This is a genomic window from Alloprevotella sp. Lung230 (assembly GCF_014385435.1).
In the GTDB taxonomy this organism is placed as follows: Bacteria; Bacteroidota; Bacteroidia; order Bacteroidales; family Bacteroidaceae; genus Alloprevotella.
In genome coordinates this window covers 73,933-93,794 of record NZ_JACSUD010000009.1, presented here as the reverse complement: position 1 = coordinate 93,794, position 19,862 = coordinate 73,933, and the positions used below count along the sequence as shown (strand labels likewise).

The window sequence follows — 19,862 nt, the reverse complement described above, 5'->3', positions numbered from 1 at the left end:
CATGAGAGTTCTTTTGTGGCTGCTCAAAATAATAAGCGAGAGGCAGGGAAGGAATGACGTTTCACTTATCAAAGCTTTTTAAGGGACGACTATAATATGGAGTCGGGAGTCATGAGGTCTTTGTTCTAATGAGAGAATGATAGCATTTGCAATCAGAAATAGAAGTAGGGAGCAAGCCGCTCAAGGTCGGTCGGAGAGAAGAGGGGGCAGTTGCGGAAGTCCTGCCAACTGCGGAAAGGACCTTGCTTCTGCCGCCGATTGACGATGAACTTGACCTGCTCATAAGAGAGATAAGGGTGGTGCACCAAGGCTTGGAAGGAAGCCCGGTTGAGAGGGAGACGACGCACGGGCGCATGGGCATCGACGCGAAACCACCGCTCAATCCCCGCCGGCAGACCGTTGACTTCGGAGAGCTGATGTACGGCCACAAAGCCGCCCAGCCGCTCGCGGTAGCCCACGATGGCACGAGCGTAGCCGCGGCCGATGCCCGGGATGCGTTGCAGCGCGAGGGTGTCGGCCGCGTTGGCGTCGAGTACGGCACCGAGCGACAACTTCACCGGACGTAGAGCGCGCAGACTGTCGAAGTGGGCCTGCCGGGCAGCGCGGGCGGAAAGGCGCTCCGCCTTTTCGGCGGCCCAGATGGCACGCTGCGCCTGATAGGCCGCTTCGCGGTCAGCCTTCGCCTGCGCACGGGCTTCGCGCTCGGCCTGCCATTCGTCGCGCTGTGCCTGCGCCTTTCGGACGGCTTGGAGCGAGTCGGCTCTCATCCGGGCTTCAAAGGCCGCCACCTCTTGTCGTTCTCGCTTGGTGAGCGCAAGATCGGGGACGCTTTCGTGAGGGGCAGACGGCCAAAGCCACCGGACAGCGGTCAGGACGATGAGGACCACCAGCAGCACAAGAAGACCATAACGAAGTTCGCGGGAGAGGGGAGAGAAAATACGAGCCATAAGTCACTGAACTGTCAGAATTTTGTCAAACAAGTATAGCAAAGTTAGCCATTTCTTCCGAAACACCGCGAGAAAACCGCTCTAAAATGCGGGATTTTCCCCTTTTCTTTCCGCAAAGGGGTTGGAGCATTCTCCCGAAAGGGCTAACTTTGCACCATCTCTTTGGGGGTGCCTTACTCATTTTAGGCTGAGATCATACCCCTTATTAACTGATCTGGGTAATGCCAGCGTAGTAAAAAGTTATTCTTATGAAAACATTTGTTTTGGCCGGCGCCTGTGTCGCCGCCACAGCAGTGTCGGCGCAAGAGGTCGACACTACTCGTGTGAACTTGGGCGAAGCTCAAGTAGTGACTAACCGTGCAACGCGTAAGACGCCTATTGCCTTTTCCAACTTGAATCGGGCAGCGCTTGCACAAGTGAACAAGGGGCAGGACATTCCTTTCCTGCTCTCCACCCTGCCCGGTGTCGTGGCCACTTCTGACGCCGGTAACGGTGTGGGATACACCGCCCTCCGTGTACGTGGTACCGATGCCACACGCATCAACGTCACCGCCAACGGCATTCCGCTCAACGATGCCGAGAGTCACGGTCTCTTTTGGGTGAATATGGGCGACTTTGCCTCTTCACTCAACGACCTCCAAGTGCAACGCGGCGTGGGCACTTCCACCAATGGTGCCGGTGCTTTCGGTGCCAGCATCAATATGGGAACGGAACGACCGGCTTTGCTGCCCGCTACGGAAGTGAATGTGGGTTATGGTTCGTTCAACACGACTAAAAACACCCTCAAATTCCACTCCGGACTTCTCAACAACCACTGGGCTTTCGACGCACGCCTTTCTTATATTGCTTCGGACGGCTATCGCGATCGTGCCACCACGCAACTGGGTTCTTATTTCACACAAGGCACCTATTTCAACGGAGGAACGATGCTCCAACTCCTTGCTTTTGGTGGAAAAGAGAAGACTTATCATGCTTGGGATGGTATCAGTCGTGACGACCTCAAACACCGCCGCACTTACAACCCGAACGGCGAAATCAAAGAAGGCAAGAAAGTGGTCGGCTTCTATGACGATCAAACCGACGTCTATTTTCAACAACACGCCCAAGCGCTCCTCACGCAACGGCTTGCGCCGCGTTGGAACCTCTCGGCCGCCCTTCACTATACCTATGGCACGGGCTACTACGAGGAGTATAAGAACCAACGCAAATTGAAAGACTACAAGTTGCCCACGTTCCTGCTCAACGGGATAGAACAGAAGCAGAGCGACCTCATCCGACGCAAAGCGCTCGAAAACCACTTCTTCGGCGCCATAGCCTCGCTCAATTATAAAGAGGCGGCATGGGACATCACTGCGGGCATGGGGCTCAATCGCTACGAAGGCGACCACTACGGACGCGTCCTTTGGGTAAAAAACTACCTCGGCAACCTGCGTCCCAAACACGAATATTATCGCAACACAGGCACCAAAACCGACGGTAATGCCTATGTACGTGCCAACTTCACCCCTGTGGAGAGTCTGAACCTCTTTGCCGATATGCAGTATCGCTTCATCGGCTATAAAATTGAGGGTACGTCCGACAAGAAGGCCGTTCACGACACTAACGAAAACTTCCACTTCTTCAACCCGAAATTCGGAGCAACGTGGAACGTGACTACCGACCACCAGCTTTATGCCTCCGTGGCTGTGGCTCACCGCGAACCCACCCGCAACAACTACGAGGAAAATTTCTCCAACCATGCGCCACGAGCAGAGCGGCTCACCGATTTTGAAGTGGGTTACCGCTACACCGGAGCAAAATGGGAAGCCAACGTGGGCGGATATTATATGCTCTACCGCGACCAATTCGTAGCCAACGGACGCTACAACGAAATTGGTGAGGCCATCGTGGAAAATGTCAAAGACAGCTACCGCGCCGGTATCGAACTATCGGGAGTTTGGAAGCCCGTGCAGTGGTTCCGCTGGGAGGCCAACCTTGCTTTGAGCACCAACCGCATCAAGGACTATACTGCCTACCTCTACGACGAGGACTATGGCGAACATGAGCGCAAAGTAGGCAATACCACCATTGCCCTCTCTCCGGGTGCCGCCTTCAACAACTGTTTTGCTTTCCGGCATCGTCGTTTTGAAGCCTCGCTCACCACGCAATACGTAGGACGTCAGTACCTTGACAACTTGGAGATGAAAGAAAATTCTCTCGAAGCCTATTGCGTTTCTCACCTGAATGTCGGCTACTCCTTCCCCTTGCGCGGCGTCAAGGAAGCCTCCATCAGCGCCACGGTCTACAACCTTTTCAACACGAAATACGAGACCAACGGTTACTCTCAAACGTCTATTGAAAAAGCCACGGGTAAGCTTCTAAGCGACCCCCGCTTCTATCCTATGGCAGGTACTCACCTCATGTTCAATCTCGGACTGAAGTTCTAAGCCACTGCCGCCTTTTGAACACAGACAACCTCCGCGCCTACCCCCTTTTCTCACCGATTTGGGAAGGACGCGGAGGTCGTTTGGCCTTTTTGCGACATTCATTTCAAAAACCTCAAACCTCATCCACCCATGAACATCCTCACCTCACCCACCTTCATCGAGGCACTCAGCCTCTTCGGCACAGCTACAGGATTTGTCTACATCATCCTCCAGTACAAAGCCCACCCTTGGTTTTGGTACGTTTCTCTCTTCACTGCCCTCCCGATGCTCTACGTCAATGCCGTGCAGGGCAACTACGCCACAGCCATCCTCTTCCTCTACTACGCCGTCGTGACGCTCATGGTGCTTTTTGAGAAATTTGCCCAAAGCCGAAAGACGGGCAAGGCACAACCGGCCTTCGTCATCGTCCACACTCCCACACGCTTCTACCTTCCCCTCCTCATCGCATTTCTGGCGCTCACAGCCGCTTTCTTCTTCGGCATTGAGCACTTCAAGGCCCTCATTCCCGAACAATTCCGCCCCATCAACTACTACGTCCAGATGCTTGACTCCTCAATGACGGCACTCAGCTTCGTGAGCATGTGGATGCTCAAAAAGAACTACCTCGAATGCTGGATCGGATGGATCGTCGTCAATCTGGGCTACACCCTCCTCTACCTCCTGCTGGCCAACTGGTCGCTGGCCGCCAACTTCGCCTTCTGGCTCCTCGTCGCCTGCTTCGGTCTGCCCAAGTGGAAGCGTCTGATGAAGGAGCAACAGCACACTGAAAAGCCCACCCTCAACTGACCCCGATCATGAACACTGTCATCCTCGCCGCCGGCCTCTTCCCCACAACGGAACATGCCTTACGCCACCTCCGCAACGCCGACTTCATCGCTTGTTGCGACGGAGCGGCCAACGCTTGTGTAGCGGCAGGTTTCACCCCCGACGTCATCGTGGGCGATGGCGACAGCATTGACGAAGAACTCCGTTGTCGGTTTGTCGACCGCATCGTTCGCATCCCTGAACAGGAGACCAACGATTTGACAAAAACCGTGAACCATTGTCTACGACTGGGCCACAAAAACCTCACTCTCCTCGGTGCAACAGGACGACGGGAAGACCATGCTCTGGCCAACATCGCCCTGCTCATGGACTATGCCCGCCTCCTGCCTACCCCCCTCGGAGCCCCGCCGCGCGTGCGCATGGTCAGCGACTTCGGCACCTTCTATCCCGCCGTCGACCAGATCACGCTCGCCCTCGAAGTGGGCACCGAAGTGTCCATCTTCAGCTTCGGCGCCACCCACTTCTCCGCCCGCGGCCTGCAATATCCCCTCTACGACTTCACCCGCCTCTGGCAGGGCACGCTCAACGTGGCCACCCGTCCCGAAGTGCGCATCGATGCCCGCGGCCCCTTCTGCGTCTATGTCGCCCTTCCCGATTAGGGGAGAACGGCTTTCCCATCGCGGCTGAAACGGCCGACCATCGCGCCCCCCCACGGCCGACCTATCGCCCCCTCGACCGGAGTTTCGCACCGCTGAAACTCCGGTTTTTTTCGGCCGAAACAGAGAGTGCAGGCATCGAAACACCGAGTTTCAGACGTTGAAACACTAAGTTTCAGGCCTTGAAACACCGAGTTTCAGGTGTAGAAACACCAAGTTTCATACGTTGAAACAGAAAAGAAATCACGGAGGCGGCATTGGGAAATCAAAAATAATGCGTACATTTGTGACCAAATCAATGCTGTTATGGAACTCACCTTCGATCAACGCCCCTGGGCATGGCCCGTCTGCTTTCTCGACAAATGCCCCGACAAAGAACAATGTTTGCGCCACCGCGTCGCCCTCCTCGCCACGGAAGACGTCCAATTTACCTTCGCCGTCACCCCCGCTGTGCTCAAAAAGAAGCCCTGCCCCATGTTCCGAAAAGAGGAAATCATGCGGGCGGCCAAAGGGATGACCCGCCTTCTGATGAACGTCAAATCGGCCGACCTTATCGCCCTCCGCACTCAACTCAGGGCTTACCTCGGTGGACGCACCGCTTACTATCGCTATTGGCGGGGCGAATACGTGCTCACCCCTGAGCAGCAGGCCGACATCGCCGACATCTTTCGCACCTTCGGCTATAACGAGCCCCCTCTCTTCGATAGCTACGAGGAGCGCTTCCGATTTGACGACTAACGGCGGCGGGGTGGGGCTGACCGATGGGCTCGACCTGACGTCCGAAAATGCACACTTTTGCCCCGATAGTGCCGATAATCCACCGAAAATGCGTAACTTTGCGCTGCGAAATGCTCCACATTTCGCCCCCATTTTCCGCATCAATCACCCCCTAACCCTTCCTTTATGAAACCCTACATCTCTGACACCATCAAGTATATCGGCACCGACGACCGCGACCTCGACCTCTTCGAAAGCCAATATAAAGTGCCCGAAGGCATGTGCTACAACAGCTACGTCATCTTTGACGAGAAGGTGGCCGTGATGGACACCGTCGATCCTCGATGCGCCGACGAGTGGATGGACCACCTCGCCAACGCCCTGGCCGACCGCACGCCCGACTACCTCATCGTCCAGCACGTCGAACCCGACCACGCCGGCGCCATCGTCCAAGTGATGCAGCGCTATCCCTCGCTCACCCTCGTGGCCTCGGCCAAAGCCATCGCCTTCATCCACCAATTCTACGACACCCTCGCCCTCGAAGGACGCACGATGGCTGTGACCGACGGCAGCACCCTCTCGCTGGGCAGCCGCACGCTGAGCTTCATTACCGCCCCGATGGTGCACTGGCCCGAGGTGCTCATGACCTACGACGACGGCGACAAGGTGATGTTCACTGCCGACGGCTTCGGCAAGTTCGGCACCTACGACGCCCACCCTGACGACTGGGCCACCGAAGGCCGCCGCTACTACATCAACATCTGCGGCCGCTACGGCATGCAGGTCAATAAGGCGCTGGAGAAGGTGGCCCGCTTCGACGTCCGCACCATCTGCTCCCTCCACGGCACCATCCTGCGCGGCGAAGCGATGGCCGAAGCCCTGCGCCTCTACAAGATTTGGGCGAACTACGAGGTCGAAACCCCTGGTGTGCTCGTGGCCTACGCCAGTATCCACGGCAACACCAAGGCCGCGGCCAAGCACCTGGCCAAGGTGCTGGAGCAGAAAGGCGCCCCCGAGGTGGTGGTGGTCGACCTGGCCCGCGGGTCGATGGACATGGCCGTGACCAAGGCTTTCCGCTACGGCAAACTCGTGCTCTGCGCCTCAAGCTACGACAGCGATGTGTTCCCGCCCATGCACTTCTTCCTCCACAAGCTCCGCATGAAGGGCTATCAGAACCGCCGCGTGGCCATCGTGGAGAACGGCACCTGGGCCCCCACCGCCGGCAAAGCCATGCTCGCCATGCTCGACGGCCTCAAAAAGATCGACCTCGTCGAGCCGGTGCTCACACTCAAAAGTTGTCTCCACGACTCCGACCGCGCCGCCCTCGATGCCCTCGCCGACGCTGTGCTGGCTTGACGGACAGGGGATGAGCACCGACTTTTTTTCTGCCGGCCTTGGCTTTTCCCATCGGCTTTCCCCCTTCGATTTCTCCCCCACTTATGCCACAAGGAGGATGCACCCCGCCGCGGGGTGCATCCTCCTTGCTTCGTCGTGGTCGGGAGTGAGGGTCGGCTTCGGTCGGCCGTCAGAGGCGCACTTTGATCACCTTTGTGCCGCTTCGGCCGGTCATCTTGATGAGGTAAAGCCCACGGGGCAGAGTGCTCAGGTCGACCTGCGCTTGGGGGGTGTGCATCAGTCGGCGGCCGTCCGGACTGTAGATACCGATGGTCTTTGTCCCCGTGGTGGTGAGGGTGCGTGCGGCGGGGTCGAGCACGTAGTCCGGCGCAGCGGCAGGGGAAGCGATGCCGCTGGTTTGCAGCAGTTGGCGCAGCCCGGCAGCAGCGTCGATTTCCCCCCGGCCGTATTCGTTGTTGGGCGTCTGTCCCATGAAGGTCGGGCGTCGGGCGGTAGTGCTCAACAGTTCGCGCACCCGGTCGGCCGTGAGGGTGGGGCAGGCTTGCAGCCACAGCGCCAGGATGCCCGAGACGGCGGGCGTGGCCATGGAAGTGCCGCTCTCCACGTACCAGTAGTAGGGCTTTCCGCCCGCTTCCCGGCGGTAGACCACGTCGTCGGCCTTCACGGTACGGGGCGCTGCGAAGCTGTTGTAGGACGACACCACGGCCGCACCGGGCGCTGTGATGTCGGGCTTGATGCGCCCATCGCTCGTCGGTCCGAGGGCCGAGAGTGGGTAGCGCTGGCCGAGTGTCCAGGGCTTGGTGGTCGTCACCCCCGACAGCGCGGTGTATTGGTTGCGCGAGACGGTGGCGCCCACGGCGATGGGTTCGCGCCCCGTGGCCGTCATCGCGATGGTGCTTTCGGTCGTGCCGTCGGTGAGGTCGGCATGACCTTCGGCCGAGAAGTAGCCGTTGTTGCAGTAGGCTGCAGCCGACCCGAAGGCGGAGCGGAGTTCCGCTTTCCACTCCTCGTCGGCCGCAAGGGTGTAGCCCACGTGGATGCTGAGGGCGAAAGCGTCGGTCGCTTCGTTGTGCAGACATTGGGCGGTCAGAAGGGCGCGTGCCTTGTCGGCCGTGCCAAACTGGTCGTATTTCTCCGTCCACACGCGGCCGGTCTCAAAGGTTTTGTCGAAAAGCACTTCGGCCGTGCGCTTGTTGCGCAGCGTGAGGCGGAGGGTGCAGTGCTCCTTCGGCCGCGCTTCGACGAAGAGCTGGTCGGAACCGGAGGAGGGGATTTTCCAAATGCTGCCAACCTCTCGGCCGTGCAGGGTGGAGCGGCGGTGTCCCTCGTTGCCCACGGCCACGGCCATCAAGCAACCTTTGCGGTCTTTGAGGAGGGTGTCGACCATCCGCGCCATCGTGCCGGTGCCGTCTTTGAAGCCCATCATCGTGCCCAGACTCACGTTGATGACCAGCGGGCGATCGGCCGCCTGAGCGCAACGCAGCAGATAGTCCACGGCATCGACAATGCCCTGTTCGCTCCGGTTGGTCGACACGAGCAGCAGTTCGCTCTCGGGCGCCATCCCCTTGTAGGGCGTGTCGGCACTTCCTGCGGCGATGCCTGCCACGTGTGTGCCGTGGGTGGTCATCGCGTTGTCGTGGCGGGCAGCGGCGATTTGCTCCGGCGTCTCGTAGCAGGTGCCGTAGCCGTAGCTGCTGTTGGGCGCGGTGATGGCGTTCTGGTCCCATACCTTGAGTATGCGGACTTGTTGCGCTGCGTCCATGAAGTTGGGGTGCGTGAAGTCGAAGCCCGTGTCGATGATGCCGATGAGCACACCGCGACCGCGGTAGGACGTGGGGAGATCGGTGCCGGCGTGCAGCAAGTCGGTCATCGTTTTCTGCCGGACTTGGTCGGTCAGTGGTCGGAGCTGTTCGCCCATGTCGATGCGCCCGATGGCCGCTTCCTTTGTGAGTTCCGACAGGTGCGATAGGGGGACGATGGCGGTGTAGATGTTGCCGCATTGCACGTTGAAGTGTATCTGATATTGCCGTGCGAGCCGTGCTTTGGCGGTGCTGTCGGAAAGAGTCAGATAGATGGGGACAAAGGTCTCGGAGGCTTGTCCGTCCGTCTGCCTGCCCACCGCCAACGCGGCTCTTGCATCAAGTTTGGAGGACAATACCGTTCGGCGCTGCGCCTGCATCGGTGTCGCCGACAGTGTGCAGCAGAGCACGAGAAGCAGGCTTCCGATGTGCCGAAGTCTTGTGGAAGGAAGAGATAGTTTCATCATGGTGGAGGAAAAGAAGAGGTTGGCTCTTCACATCTCAATGGAAGAACCAACCTCGGTGGTTACGGAAAAGGACGTTATCGAATCACGACTTTCTGAGTGGGAGCACCGGGGCACGAAAGCACGTAGATGCCCGAAGCAGCGATGTGCATGCGCTTTCCGGTGGCGACTACGCGTCCCTTCAAGTCATAGACGGTGCTCGTCTTGTTGCACACGACGTCGTGTCCATTGATCTGCACGTCGTGGTCGGCACTCAACTGATGAATGGCAGTGGTGGACGTCTTCTCCCAACTCAAGATGGGAAAGCCCTTGTTGACGTTTTCCGTGTCAAGCACAAAGGCTTTGACATCAAGTTCGTTGTTGAGGCCGTTCACCGCTTCTTCCTGTTTGAATTGGCCTCTTGTCTGAGTCGTGCCTGCTTCATCATCAACGCCGGTGAGTTGTTTCACATAATAGTTGTTGGCACAGATAGCCTTCTTGCCATCATTATCGCCGATGATGGCGTGAGGCTTGCTCAAGAAACTTTCCGGGCCTTTCACAGCACCTACGTTATAGCAGTTCTTCACCTGCACTTGGTCATAGGTGATGCCCACAATGCCTCCCACGTAATAAGAGCCACCGGTCACAGCTGCGGCGTTGTAGCACCCTTTGATGGTGGCGCCCTTTTCGATTTGGCTGACAATGCCGCCGCAAATCATTCCTGCGGTGTTCACAACGCCTTTGTTGGTGCAATACTGCATGGTGCTGGTGCCGGTCATAAATCCGACAAGTCCGCCACCGAAAGTCGTGGCGCTGATGGAGGCATAGTTGGCACTATTCTCCAAAACGCCGCCTTCCATCACACCAATGATGGCAGCGACGATTTCGCCATCGACTTTGATTTGGGAGTTCTTGCCAATGGTGACGTTACGCACTACACTGCCGTCGGCCGTACAGGCAAAGAGAGCTACACCACCCAAGGATACGGATTGTCCGGCGATGGAACCGGTAGTCTCGGGGGCTTTGGTGATGAGCAGGTGGTCAATCTCTTTGTGATTGCCGTCGAATACACCTTTGAAATATAAAGATGCATCTTTCGTTTCATTTGTTTGGGAGTCTACGCTCTTGTCGTATTTGCCAATCACTGGAAATTCCAACCCACCCATATCAAGGTTGTTGGCTACTTTGAAATACTTTCCTTCAAAGGTTTCACCTTCTCCCACACGTTTGGAAAGATAAGCCAAATGTGCGGGTTGTTCGATGAGATACGGAGCGCTTTGCGTGCCTTCGCCGGAAGTCCACATGGAGGCGGTCGTGCCATCCCATGCCTGTGCCCATGCTTGACCCATTGCGGTCAGCATCAAAAGTAAAGCGTAAAATTTCTTCATAGGACTTGTTTTGTTAGATGGATTAAAGAATAAGATGATGGATAAAGAGATTGTGGCTAAAACTATAAATGAAGAAAACCAACGCTGCAAAAATATGAATTATGATGAAATGGGCAAAGGATATTCCCATAAAATAGCAGAAAGGCTACATATATTCCTTTTTTTGAAGAGGTATATGTAGTCTTTCCGCTGCTTCGCCTAAGCGTATATGAGGAAGATGGCCGGGATTTTACCCAAGTCGGGAAGGCCCGAGTCGCGCCAAACTTTGAGGCTCTGCGTGCGGATGTATTCCTGCTCGGTGGTCAGCCCGGCGGCCACACAAAGGCGCGTCTTGGGCGAACAGGCGGCAAGAATGTCGGCAAAGAGCCGCGCGTTGCGGTAGGGCGTCTCGATGAACAGTTGCGTCTGGTGCTCCTCACGGGCACGGGCTTCGAGCTGTTTGAGGCGTTTGGCGCGCAGGCTGCTGTCGATGGGCAGATAGCCGTGGAAGGTAAAGCTTTGCCCATTGAAGCCCGAGGCCATCACGGCCAGCAGCAGACTCGACGGCCCGACGAGCGGCACCACGCGGAGCCCTTCGCTCTGGGCAATGGCCACGATGTCGGCACCGGGGTCGGCCACGGCAGGACAACCGGCTTCGCTGATGACGCCCACGCTTTCGCCCTTGCGCAATGGGGCGAGGAAGGAGGAGAAACGGGCGGTGTCGGCGTGCTTCCCCATCTCGTAGAAGGTGAGGCTGTCGATGTCGATGGAGCGCTCGACTGCTTTGAGGAAACGGCGGGCGGTACGGATTTCTTCGACAATGAAGTGGCGGATGCCGAGGATGACCTCGCGGTTGTGGGCGGGCAGCACTTGGTCGATGGGGGTGTTGCCGAGCGTGACAGGGATGAGGTAGAGAGCGGGGGAGAGGGTGTTCATGAGGGGAGGAATTGGCCGAAAGTGCGTTGTCCTTTGAAGAAGAAAGCCCAGAGCAGACTGCGGGTGCAGCGCTCGGGAATGGGGTCGAGGCGGGTGTGGGCGAGGTTGTTTCGGCGGTCGGGGAGGAAGTCGTCGCGCCAGGCCCGATAGTCGCGGCGCGCTCGCCAGACGGCTCGTGCGTTGGCCCAGTCGCCGCCGAGGGCAAACTTGAGGAGTGCTACCCCGTCGAGGAGGGTGCGGCGGCGCATCACACTGCGGAGCTCACGTTCGGGAAGGTTCTTGAAGAGCATCGTGAGGTTGTTGCGGAAGTTGAGGTAGGTCTTGCGTGGATTTTCCTTGGGGAGGGTGCCGCCGCCGACGTGGTAGACCACGCTGTCGGTCACGCAGACCACACCGCGGCCTCGGGCACGCAGTCGCCAGCAGAAGTCGATTTCCTCGTTGTGCGCGAAGAAGCGGCCGTCAAGCCCGCCCACCGCCTCCCAGTCGCTCACGCGGATGAGCAAGGCGGCACCGGTGGCCCAGAAGAGAGGGACGACGGCGTCGTACTGCCCATGGTCTTTTTCCACCACGTTGAAGAGGCGGCCTCGGCAGAAGGGGTAGCCGTCCCGATCGATAAATCCGCCCGCCCCACCGGCATACTCAAAGGTGTCGTGTGCCCACTCGGCCCGCAGTTTGGGCTGTGCCGCGGCCACTTCGGGGTGAGCGTCCATGTAGGTGCGCAGGGGGCGCAGCCAGCCTTCGGTGGTGCGGATGTCGCTGTTGAGCAGCAGGTAGAGGTCGTAGTGGCGAGGGGTTTCCTGCTCGATGCGCCGAAAGGCTTCGTTGTAGCCTTCGGCAAATCCGGTGTTGTCGGGCATCTCTATGAGACGAACCGTGGGGAATTCCTGGCGCAGCATCTCGACCGAGCAGTCGGTGGAGCCGTTGTCGGCCACGATGACTTCGCCCTCCGGGGCGCTGTGGGCCAAGACGGAGGGGAGAAAACGGCGGAGCATTTCGACTCCATTCCAGTTGAGGATGACGACGGCTATCATGAGATGGTAGATTGGGAGATTAGTAGACCGGTAGTATGAAGGTGAGAGAAGCACTTTCAACTTGTTCGGTTTCGTTGCTTTTTGTTCAAAATGTCGGAGGGGAGCAGCGGAACACAGAACGCCACATCGTGCTTCGTTAGGTGAGGGCCATCAGTGCCTCTTCGCTTTCGTTGAACCCACCTAAGCGAACAGTGCTGAGGCTGTCGGGGGCGATGTCGGCACCTAAGGGAGCTTCCACACGGATGTAATTGTCGGTCCACCCCAAAAGCGGTTTGCCCTCACGAAGATGTTCCCATAACACCGGGCGTTCCTCCCCGATGAAGCGGCGGTAGTGTGCTTTGCGCTTTTCCTCGGAGAGCGCGAGCAAGCGTTGGCTGCGCTCGCGTTTGGTCTGTGGGGCGACAACGTAGGGGATGTCGAGGGCTTTTGTGCCGGGGCGTTCGGAATAGCTGAACACATGGAGCTGGGAAATGTCCAAACTCTCGATGAAGCGATAGGCGTCTTCAAAAAACTCATCGCGCTCACCGCGTGTGCCCACAATAACGTCTACCCCGATGAAGGCATTGGGCATCACGGCCTTGATCTTCTCCATCTTGGAGCGAAAGAGTGTCGTGTCGTAGCGACGGCGCATCAGGACCAGTACATCGTCGCTGCCGCTTTGCAAGGGGACGTGGAAGTGAGGCATGAAGGCACGGCTTTGTGCGCAGTATTCGATGATTTCGTCCGTGAGCAGGTTGGGCTCTATGCTCGAAATGCGATAGCGGTCGATGCCCTCCACTCGGTCGAGGGCCTGCACGAGTTGGAAAAAGGTTTCACCCGTGGTGCGTCCGAAGTCGCCGATGTTCACACCGGTCAATACGATTTCTCGGCCACCTGCCGCTGCGGCTTCTTCGGCCTGCCGCACCAGGTCGGCTATGGTAGGGTTGCGCGACAGGCCGCGTGCTGCCGGTATAGTGCAGTAGGTGCAGAAATAGTTGCATCCGTCTTGTACTTTGAGAAAATAGCGTGTACGCTCACCTCGAGAGCAGGAGGGAACGAAAGTCTTGATGTCTTTGAGTGGGGAGTGGTAGAAGATACCACCGTGAGAGGTCGAGTCGGCACGGGCGCCCATTTGTCTGGCCTCCAAATGCTCTTCAATGAGTTCTATGATTCGCCCTTTCGACTCTTGTCCGACCACAAGGTCTACACCCTCCATTTTAGCAATGTGTTCACCGGAGAGCTGTGCGTAGCATCCCATCACAGCAATGAAAGCACCGGGATGTTCGCGGTGCAGGCGGTGGATGGCATGGCGACATTTGGCATCGGCCTCGCCCGTTACGCTGCAGGTGTTGACAATGGCGATGTCAGCGCGCTCGTCTTCTTGGGTCGGAGCACATCCTCGTGCGGCAAGTCGGTCGCGCAGGGTTGATGTTTCGGCATAATTTAGTTTGCAGCCCAAGGTGACAAACGCGGCTTTCTTATTATATAAAGATGAGTTCTTGTTCATATTATCTGCAAAGTTACGGCAGAATAGGGCGATGGCCAAATATATTTCTACTTTTCCATGGCAAAACCGTTGCGATGTGTTGAAAATCTCCCACTTTCTGTTGCTCACAGATATGGGTAAAAGGACGTGAGAAGGGAATTTATACTATGCTTTCGTTAGATAAGGATGTCAAAATACTTTCTAAATCGCTCTTAAATGTTAAAATATAGTGAGGGGCCTGCTTTTTTTGCAGTAAACTCTTGTAAGGGCGAAAAAAGTCCGTACCTTTGCATTGTTTTAATACAAGCAATTGATTGTTTTACTTTTAACTCAACAAACAAAATGAAAAAGTTAGTTTTCATGTTCGTAGCTTTCGCTGCTATCTCTTTCGCTTCTTGTGGTTCTAAGACTGAAACTCCCGCTACCACCAACGATAGCGACAGCGTAATGACTGATAGCGTACATGCTGACAGCGTTCAAGCTGATAGCGTACAGGCTGACAGCGTTAAGGCTTAATCCTTACGAACAATGCCCTTAGTTGGGCACTGAGAGAATTGAAACCAGTTGGAACTCCGGTTCTGACTGGTTATTTTTTTGCCTCTTTTGTGTATAACGATGAGGTGATGTTTGATTTTTTTACGCGGATGGGACTGCTTCTTTTTGAAAAGGGCAGCTTTTGAAGAGAGAAGGGGGAGAGAAAGAAAAAAACGCTGCAACCTTAAAAAGTTGCAGCGTTTGTCATCTTTTGATGGTGGTGCCACCAGGAATCGAACCGGGGACACAAGGATTTTCAGTCCTTTGCTCTACCAACTGAGCTATGGCACCAAGGTTGCAAATCAAAAGGGAAGGGTAGTGTAGTGGTGCCACCAGGAATCGAACCGGGGACACAAGGATTTTCAGTCCTTTGCTCTACCAACTGAGCTATGGCACCTCGTGGCGTCCATCTCTTGCTGATTTGCGGGTGCAAAGATAGGAAGTAATTTTATAACAGCCAAATTTTAACGGGAGAAAATGTGAGTTTAGTGTTAAATGGCATCTTTTGCACCGAAGTGACCCCGCTGGGATTCAAACCCAGGACCTTCAGAACCGGAATCTGACGCTCTATTCAGCTAAGCTACGGAGCCAATTGCTGTGCAAAATTAAGATTTGAAGAGCAAACTGCCAAATGTTCCTCTTACTTTTTCTCCTCGAAGAGGGATTTTGTTACCTTTGAACACAACTTTTCTTGTCTGTTGATGGTTTGTGGTGGATTTAGTTTGCAATTTCGTCCTTTTAGTGTACTTTTGCACTATGAAAAAGTTCGTAGTGGGCAGTGTAGGCCTTTGTGCTACGAGCATGACTACACATTATGGCAAAACGACATTATTCTACTACTACAACGCGCAGTCAGACTGAGAATACATCGGCCGCGCAGCACGAGTCCAAAGCAGCAACTTCCCCAAAAGCGAGTACAAAGTGGACGGTTTTCTCCCATCCTGCTTTGTGTTATGGGGTGGGATTTCTCTTGCTTTGGACGTTTGTGGTTGTGACTTATGGCGATGTTTTTCAGCACATTGCTGCAGAAAACTATTTCAGCTTTGATCGGGACACCATGGCCTATGTGCTCCGCCGCGATTTGGGAGTAGCGCTCTGGGGAGGACGTTTCTTGCTGCTGGCTTTCAACAATATTTGGGTGGGAGGCACATTGTTGGCCGCCCTATTCACCCTCACAGCCTGGCTCTTCGACACCGGACATCGCCGCACTTCATGGCAAGGCATCGGTTTCCTACCAGTGATGGCCTTGTTGGGGTGGATGGTGATGCGAGGATTCAACCTCTTTTTGCGCAATGATCCTTCTATCTTTGTGCTGCTCTCTGTGGGACTGTTGTTGCTGAGCGCCCTTTATGCCTTGATCGTGAAATGGGTACAGGGACGGCAGTCCTCTGTGGGGCGGAAAGGCTTCCCGTGGAGTCTGCTTGTGGTGATGATCGCCTATGGCGGTTTGACTTGTGCCGCACGTGTGCTACAAGAAAATGTGGTCATCTCCTGCCGAATGCAAAACGAACTGGCGCAGGAGGACTGGGAAGCGATGGTCGAAACCGCTCGCACTGCCGATCGCCCCTCGCGCACCATCGCAGCCTTACACGCTTTGGCGCTGGTGCAGCAAAATCAGTTGCTGGAAGGAATGTTTGAAATCAACTATGATTTTCCCGAACTGACGCTCGACTATGTGGCCGGAAAGGATGAGTCGGTGAATTATGTGCCCGATTGCAACCTCCATGCCGGATTGGTGAATGCCGCCTATCGCTCTTCGATGGAAAACACGGTGGTGTTAGGTCCGCGCGTGAGCAACTTTAAGCGGATGGCCCTGTGTGCCGTGTTGAACCATGAGGTGGCACTGGGCGAACGCTACTTTCACCTCATCGGCAAGATGCCTTTTGAAAGCGACTTTGTCAAACGTTACCGCCCGATGCTCTCCGACACGACTTTGATTGCTCACGACCCCACGCTGGCGCGCATTCGCTCCCTTACCCCGATGGAGCGCCGTTTTGAGCAAAACTATCGTCAGCCGGCTTTCTTGGGTTATAACGTCGGACTGATGCAAGGCGCTGACCCCACGCTGATCACTTCGGTGGCCACCTGCCTTTACTCTAAGGATTTAGACAATTTTCTGATGCGTGTGGGCGTGATGCGCCAGAAGATGCCGCTCCCTCCGGTGGTGTTGCAAGCCATAGCCGTGGCCAGTATCAAGCGCGAGGGTGTGTTGCAGCAATTTCCCGAAGTCGACCAATTCACCATGAGCCAATTGCGTGCTTTTGTGAGCGAGGTTTCTCCCTACATCGAAGCGCAAATGCAGATGAACGATGAGGAAAAAGCCAAATCAAAACGCGAAATGGCCGAAGCGCTCCGTGAAAACTGGCTTGGCACTTATATGTACTACTATTATTGTGGAAACGTGGGCAAGCCGCAGCAGGAAGAAAAGGGACACGGAGTCAACTGATTTCAACTCCCCTCTCGTCTCGGTGCTCATCCTCCCAACTGAAACGCTTACTTCTCTCCAACGAACTCACCCTCATCCCTATTCATGAAACTTCAACATCTCTTTGGGCTTGGTTTGCTGTTGATTTTTGCAGCTTGCAAACCGGAAGCTGTGGTTCCTTCGCAGAGCCGACCCATAGCGCAAGACGCCTCCATCTATCCTGACTATCGCGACATCGTGATTCCTCCCAATATCGCTCCTCTCAACATCCAGGTGAAGAGTGCCGGGACAGCTTTCGTGGGTGAAATCAAAGGCAGGAAAGGGACACCCCTCTTGGCGGCTGCCGATGAAGACGGAAAACTCCAATTTGACACCCTGGCTTGGCGCAATCTGTTGGCCGAAAACAAAGGGAGCGACCTCAGCGTGACCCTTTATGCAGAGCGTGATGGAGGCTGGGTGCGCCATCCGTCCTATGCCTTGCACGTCGCCCCGGAGCCCATCGACCCCTATCTTTCCTATCGTCTCATAGAACCTTCCTATGAATTGTATCGCCAACTCGGGTTGTATCAGCGCAATTTGACAAACTTCGAAGAGACACCAATCTACGAAAACAATAGTGAGTTTGATGCGAAGGACAATCACTGCGTCAATTGTCACAACTATCAGAACAACGGCACAGAGCGCATGTTGTTCCACGTCCGTGCAGAGCATGGCGGGACGGTGTTTGTCGACAATGGACAAGTTCGACGAGTGGACATGAAAAACGATAGTATCCTCTCCAACAGTGTCTATCCCACTTGGCACCCCAAGCGCCCATGGGTGGTGTTCTCCTCCAACCTCACCGGACAAGCCTTCCCCATGATGGGGCAACAGAAGGTGGAGGTCGTGGATTTTGGTTCCGACCTTCTCTTCTACGATGTGGAGCGCAACAAGATTTCCAATGTGCTGAAGACCGACAGTTTGATGGAGACCTTTCCGGCTTGGACGCCCGATGGGCAACGCCTCTACTATTGCATGGCGCCGCTCCCGCAGTATTCCCTCATTCCCGACTCGCTCAAGCAGAATAAGAATACGCGTTCCGATGTAGTGATGAGCAATTACAAGGAGGTGCGCTACAATCTTTGGTCGATGGCTTTCGACCCACACACCCGCTCCTTCTCTGCTCCTCGTCTGGAGATGGACTGCGCTGCCATGGGCAAGAGTGCAAGCCTACCGCGGGTGAGCCCCGATGGTCGTTTCCTCCTGTTCACGCTGGGCGACTTCGGACAGTTCCACATTTGGCACAAGAGTAGCGACCTATGGGTGAAAGACCTCAAAACGGGCGATGTTCGTCCTTTGGGCAAAGCCAATAGTGCTGATGTCGACTCCTACCATACCTGGTCGAGCAATGGTCGTTGGATGGTCTTCTCCTCTCGCCGCGATGATGGCAGTTTCACTCGCCCTTACATTGCCTATTTCGATGAGCAAGGCCGCGACTACAAGGCTTTCCTCCTACCTCAAGAAGACCCCGAGTCTAACCTTTCGCGTATGAAGAGCTACAACGTGCCCGAACTCACGCGCGAGAAGGTGAAAGTATCTCCCGAACAGTTTCGCGAAGTCATCTACGATGATGAAGGCGTGAAGAAAGTAGAGTATGGTAAGTAGAAAACGCAAAAACGCAAAAATATCATGTCTCCCAATATCATCCTTATCGACGCCGAGCACCTCGATGCCATGACCTTTGAAATGATTGTTAACTTCGAGCGTATGCTGGGTCGGCGCATCCCTACGGCCGACTTACCCAACTGGCTGGATTATATTGTGCTGGACAGTGGATTCCGCCCGAGCGAAAACACCTTTCAGGCCGTCTTTATTCATCGGAAAGAGTCCGCTGCATTGCAACATTTCTCCCCCTCTCGCTTTGCCGAAGACCTCCACGAAAAGGCTTTCAAGGACAACCTTGGAGAATTTCAACTCACCTCCTTCCCCATCGAACCTATCGTGAGCCGCGAGGATTTCTTGGTCGAAACCTTCGAAGCCCTATTGCTCGACCCGAAGGTGGAGCACGTGATGTTGGTGGCCGACTTGGAGGGGGAGGGCGAGTCCGGCCAATCTCTCCTTCCACGTATCAAGCAACTCTGTGCCACCCCTCCCATACCCGAAGGGGCTGATGCTCCACTACCGCGCAAGGACATCACGCTCTTTGCGATGCAACCCATCTCTGGTCGCGGATTTCAGTCGGAAATCGTGGGCTACTCCCTGACTGCAGCCCTCGGTGTGCGCAGTGGAGAGTTTGCTTGAACGTGTGCTCCGAAAATGAAGCATCTCCCTTTCACTGCCCGAATGATGAGCGATGAAAGGGAGATATCTTGTTGGCGAGCCTGCCGAGGGCCAACCCTCTATGGGCAGAGACTATTGGCAAAGTTGCTCCAACGCTTCGAGGTTGTCCACCACTTTGAGGTGCTGGTGCAGCGTGGGCGCAACAAGCCCTGCTTTCTCCATCTCAGCGAGCGTGTGGAGCAGGGGGTGCCAGCAGTGGTCCACATCGAAGAGCACCACTTGCTTCTGCTCAGTGCCGATGCTGTCGGCCGCCAAGACAGTGAACACTTCGTCGAGTGTACCTACGCCTCCGGGTAGGGCCACCAAAATGTCGCTTTCGCGCATCATCACGGCTTTGCGGTCGTTGAGGTCGGCGGTGCGAAACTCCACATCAATATGCTCGCTCACGCACTGGCGGTCGTAGAGGATTTGTGGCACGATGCCGTAGACGCGGCCGCCATATTGCTTGACCGTCTGAGCCAACACTTCCATCAGCCCACAGCGTGCTCCGCCATAGACTAAGGTGCGATGGGTGCGGCTAATCCATCGGCCAAGCGCCTCGGTGGCGCTACGAAAAGTGGTGGGGACGTGGTCGTGTGAAGATAAGAAAACGCCAATTTTTTGCATAGCAAGAGAAAGCAAAAGGGTGAAACATGTGGAGGAATGAAAACGCTGCAAAATTGCAACTTATTTTTCG

The 19,862-nt window shown here is 55.8% G+C and carries 16 protein-coding genes, 3 tRNA genes and 1 riboswitch; of the genes, 9 read left to right on the top strand and 10 right to left on the bottom strand.

Translation table 11 applies throughout. From position 1 onward, the window contains the following. Positions 1-152: 152 nt before the first annotated feature. A complete protein-coding gene (locus H8527_RS06540; RefSeq protein WP_187546652.1) occupies positions 153-947 on the bottom strand; it encodes a helix-hairpin-helix domain-containing protein in 795 nt (264 codons plus the stop codon). Positions 948-1,101: 154 nt separating this feature from the next. Then, positions 1,102-1,200, top strand: a riboswitch (TPP riboswitch). Here H8527_RS06540 and H8527_RS06535 point away from each other — a divergent pair. The 5 genes from H8527_RS06535 (at position 1,196) to H8527_RS06515 (ending at position 6,867) form a co-directional block, all read left to right on the top strand. Beyond that, on the top strand, positions 1,196-3,373 hold the full coding sequence (locus H8527_RS06535; RefSeq protein ID WP_187546650.1) for a TonB-dependent receptor: 2,178 nt from the start codon (positions 1,196-1,198) through the stop codon (positions 3,371-3,373). It overlaps the preceding riboswitch by 5 nt. Positions 3,374-3,502: 129 nt before the next feature. Further along, positions 3,503-4,159, top strand: coding sequence for a nicotinamide mononucleotide transporter family protein (locus H8527_RS06530; protein ID WP_187546648.1), 657 nt, complete (start codon positions 3,503-3,505; stop codon positions 4,157-4,159). Between the two features lie 8 nt (positions 4,160-4,167). Further along, the gene (locus H8527_RS06525) at positions 4,168-4,797 is read left to right on the top strand and encodes a thiamine diphosphokinase (protein WP_187546646.1); all 630 of its coding nucleotides are present in this window, start codon (positions 4,168-4,170) and stop codon (positions 4,795-4,797) included. A gap of 303 nt (positions 4,798-5,100) precedes the next feature. Then, positions 5,101-5,532, top strand: a complete 432-nt coding sequence (locus H8527_RS06520; RefSeq protein ID WP_187546645.1) for a DUF6078 family protein — start codon at positions 5,101-5,103, stop codon at positions 5,530-5,532. A 165-nt stretch (positions 5,533-5,697) separates the two neighbouring features. Beyond that, entirely contained in the window at positions 5,698-6,867 is a 1,170-nt protein-coding gene (locus tag H8527_RS06515) for an FprA family A-type flavoprotein (protein WP_187546644.1), read from the top strand. A 169-nt stretch (positions 6,868-7,036) separates the two neighbouring features. Here H8527_RS06515 and H8527_RS06510 read toward each other — a convergent pair whose 3' ends face one another. From H8527_RS06510 to mtaB, 5 genes are all read right to left on the bottom strand, one after another. Continuing rightward, entirely contained in the window at positions 7,037-9,133 is a 2,097-nt protein-coding gene (locus H8527_RS06510) for a S8 family peptidase (protein ID WP_255498541.1), read from the bottom strand. 74 nt (positions 9,134-9,207) lie between these two features. Continuing rightward, the gene (locus H8527_RS06505; RefSeq protein WP_187546643.1) at positions 9,208-10,497 is read right to left on the bottom strand and encodes a peptidase A26; all 1,290 of its coding nucleotides are present in this window, start codon (positions 10,495-10,497) and stop codon (positions 9,208-9,210) included. A gap of 198 nt (positions 10,498-10,695) precedes the next feature. Continuing rightward, positions 10,696-11,412 (bottom strand): SAM-dependent methyltransferase, encoded by a 717-nt coding sequence (locus tag H8527_RS06500; protein WP_187546642.1) that lies wholly within the window; start codon positions 11,410-11,412, stop codon positions 10,696-10,698. Continuing rightward, the gene (locus H8527_RS06495; RefSeq protein WP_187546641.1) at positions 11,409-12,443 is read right to left on the bottom strand and encodes a glycosyltransferase family 2 protein; all 1,035 of its coding nucleotides are present in this window, start codon (positions 12,441-12,443) and stop codon (positions 11,409-11,411) included. Before H8527_RS06495 ends, H8527_RS06500 begins: the two co-directional genes overlap by 4 nt. Positions 12,444-12,579: 136 nt before the next feature. Then, the gene (mtaB, locus tag H8527_RS06490; RefSeq protein WP_187546640.1) at positions 12,580-13,929 is read right to left on the bottom strand and encodes a tRNA (N(6)-L-threonylcarbamoyladenosine(37)-C(2))-methylthiotransferase MtaB; all 1,350 of its coding nucleotides are present in this window, start codon (positions 13,927-13,929) and stop codon (positions 12,580-12,582) included. Positions 13,930-14,250: 321 nt separating this feature from the next. Between mtaB and H8527_RS06485 the strand changes: the two genes are divergently transcribed. After that, on the top strand, positions 14,251-14,424 hold the full coding sequence (locus H8527_RS06485) for an entericidin (RefSeq protein WP_187546663.1): 174 nt from the start codon (positions 14,251-14,253) through the stop codon (positions 14,422-14,424). Between the two features lie 233 nt (positions 14,425-14,657). On the opposite strand, the gene H8527_RS06480 is transcribed toward H8527_RS06485, so the two are convergent. From H8527_RS06480 to H8527_RS06470, 3 genes are all read right to left on the bottom strand, one after another. Beyond that, positions 14,658-14,733 (bottom strand) — tRNA-Phe (locus H8527_RS06480). A 33-nt stretch (positions 14,734-14,766) separates the two neighbouring features. Next, positions 14,767-14,839: transfer RNA gene (locus tag H8527_RS06475), tRNA-Phe, on the bottom strand. A gap of 119 nt (positions 14,840-14,958) precedes the next feature. Beyond that, positions 14,959-15,032: transfer RNA gene (locus tag H8527_RS06470), tRNA-Arg, on the bottom strand. Positions 15,033-15,256: 224 nt separating this feature from the next. Here H8527_RS06470 and H8527_RS06465 point away from each other — a divergent pair. The 3 genes from H8527_RS06465 to H8527_RS06455 all read left to right on the top strand — a co-directional run bounded on the left by H8527_RS06465 (position 15,257) and on the right by H8527_RS06455 (position 19,147). Beyond that, the gene (locus H8527_RS06465) at positions 15,257-16,888 is read left to right on the top strand and encodes a DUF6057 family protein (protein ID WP_187546638.1); all 1,632 of its coding nucleotides are present in this window, start codon (positions 15,257-15,259) and stop codon (positions 16,886-16,888) included. Positions 16,889-16,972: 84 nt separating this feature from the next. Next, complete coding sequence (locus H8527_RS06460; protein ID WP_187546636.1) at positions 16,973-18,511, top strand: PD40 domain-containing protein; 1,539 nt, start codon at positions 16,973-16,975, stop codon at positions 18,509-18,511. 24 nt (positions 18,512-18,535) lie between these two features. Continuing rightward, positions 18,536-19,147, top strand: a complete 612-nt coding sequence (locus H8527_RS06455; RefSeq protein ID WP_187546634.1) for a DUF6621 family protein — start codon at positions 18,536-18,538, stop codon at positions 19,145-19,147. Positions 19,148-19,258: 111 nt separating this feature from the next. On the opposite strand, the gene H8527_RS06450 is transcribed toward H8527_RS06455, so the two are convergent. Next, positions 19,259-19,792: a TIGR00730 family Rossman fold protein gene (locus H8527_RS06450; RefSeq protein ID WP_187546632.1), complete on the bottom strand. Its 534-nt coding sequence runs from the start codon at positions 19,790-19,792 to the stop codon at positions 19,259-19,261. Positions 19,793-19,862: the final 70 nt, after the last annotated feature.

What these genes read in the sequence shown, in the direction of transcription:
- H8527_RS06540 (WP_187546652.1), bottom strand. Translation starts at nt 947, where the DNA reads ATGGCTCGTATTTTCTCTCCCCTCTCCCGCGAACTTCGTTATGGTCTT.
- H8527_RS06535 (WP_187546650.1), top strand. Translation starts at nt 1,196, where the DNA reads ATGAAAACATTTGTTTTGGCCGGCGCCTGTGTCGCCGCCACAGCAGTG.
- H8527_RS06530 (WP_187546648.1), top strand. Translation starts at nt 3,503, where the DNA reads ATGAACATCCTCACCTCACCCACCTTCATCGAGGCACTCAGCCTCTTC.
- H8527_RS06525 (WP_187546646.1), top strand. Translation starts at nt 4,168, where the DNA reads ATGAACACTGTCATCCTCGCCGCCGGCCTCTTCCCCACAACGGAACAT.
- H8527_RS06520 (WP_187546645.1), top strand. Translation starts at nt 5,101, where the DNA reads ATGGAACTCACCTTCGATCAACGCCCCTGGGCATGGCCCGTCTGCTTT.
- H8527_RS06515 (WP_187546644.1), top strand. Translation starts at nt 5,698, where the DNA reads ATGAAACCCTACATCTCTGACACCATCAAGTATATCGGCACCGACGAC.
- H8527_RS06510 (WP_255498541.1), bottom strand. Translation starts at nt 9,133, where the DNA reads ATGATGAAACTATCTCTTCCTTCCACAAGACTTCGGCACATCGGAAGC.
- H8527_RS06505 (WP_187546643.1), bottom strand. Translation starts at nt 10,497, where the DNA reads ATGAAGAAATTTTACGCTTTACTTTTGATGCTGACCGCAATGGGTCAA.
- H8527_RS06500 (WP_187546642.1), bottom strand. Translation starts at nt 11,412, where the DNA reads ATGAACACCCTCTCCCCCGCTCTCTACCTCATCCCTGTCACGCTCGGC.
- H8527_RS06495 (WP_187546641.1), bottom strand. Translation starts at nt 12,443, where the DNA reads ATGATAGCCGTCGTCATCCTCAACTGGAATGGAGTCGAAATGCTCCGC.
- mtaB (WP_187546640.1), bottom strand. Translation starts at nt 13,929, where the DNA reads ATGAACAAGAACTCATCTTTATATAATAAGAAAGCCGCGTTTGTCACC.
- H8527_RS06485 (WP_187546663.1), top strand. Translation starts at nt 14,251, where the DNA reads ATGAAAAAGTTAGTTTTCATGTTCGTAGCTTTCGCTGCTATCTCTTTC.
- H8527_RS06465 (WP_187546638.1), top strand. Translation starts at nt 15,257, where the DNA reads ATGGCAAAACGACATTATTCTACTACTACAACGCGCAGTCAGACTGAG.
- H8527_RS06460 (WP_187546636.1), top strand. Translation starts at nt 16,973, where the DNA reads ATGAAACTTCAACATCTCTTTGGGCTTGGTTTGCTGTTGATTTTTGCA.
- H8527_RS06455 (WP_187546634.1), top strand. Translation starts at nt 18,536, where the DNA reads ATGTCTCCCAATATCATCCTTATCGACGCCGAGCACCTCGATGCCATG.
- H8527_RS06450 (WP_187546632.1), bottom strand. Translation starts at nt 19,792, where the DNA reads ATGCAAAAAATTGGCGTTTTCTTATCTTCACACGACCACGTCCCCACC.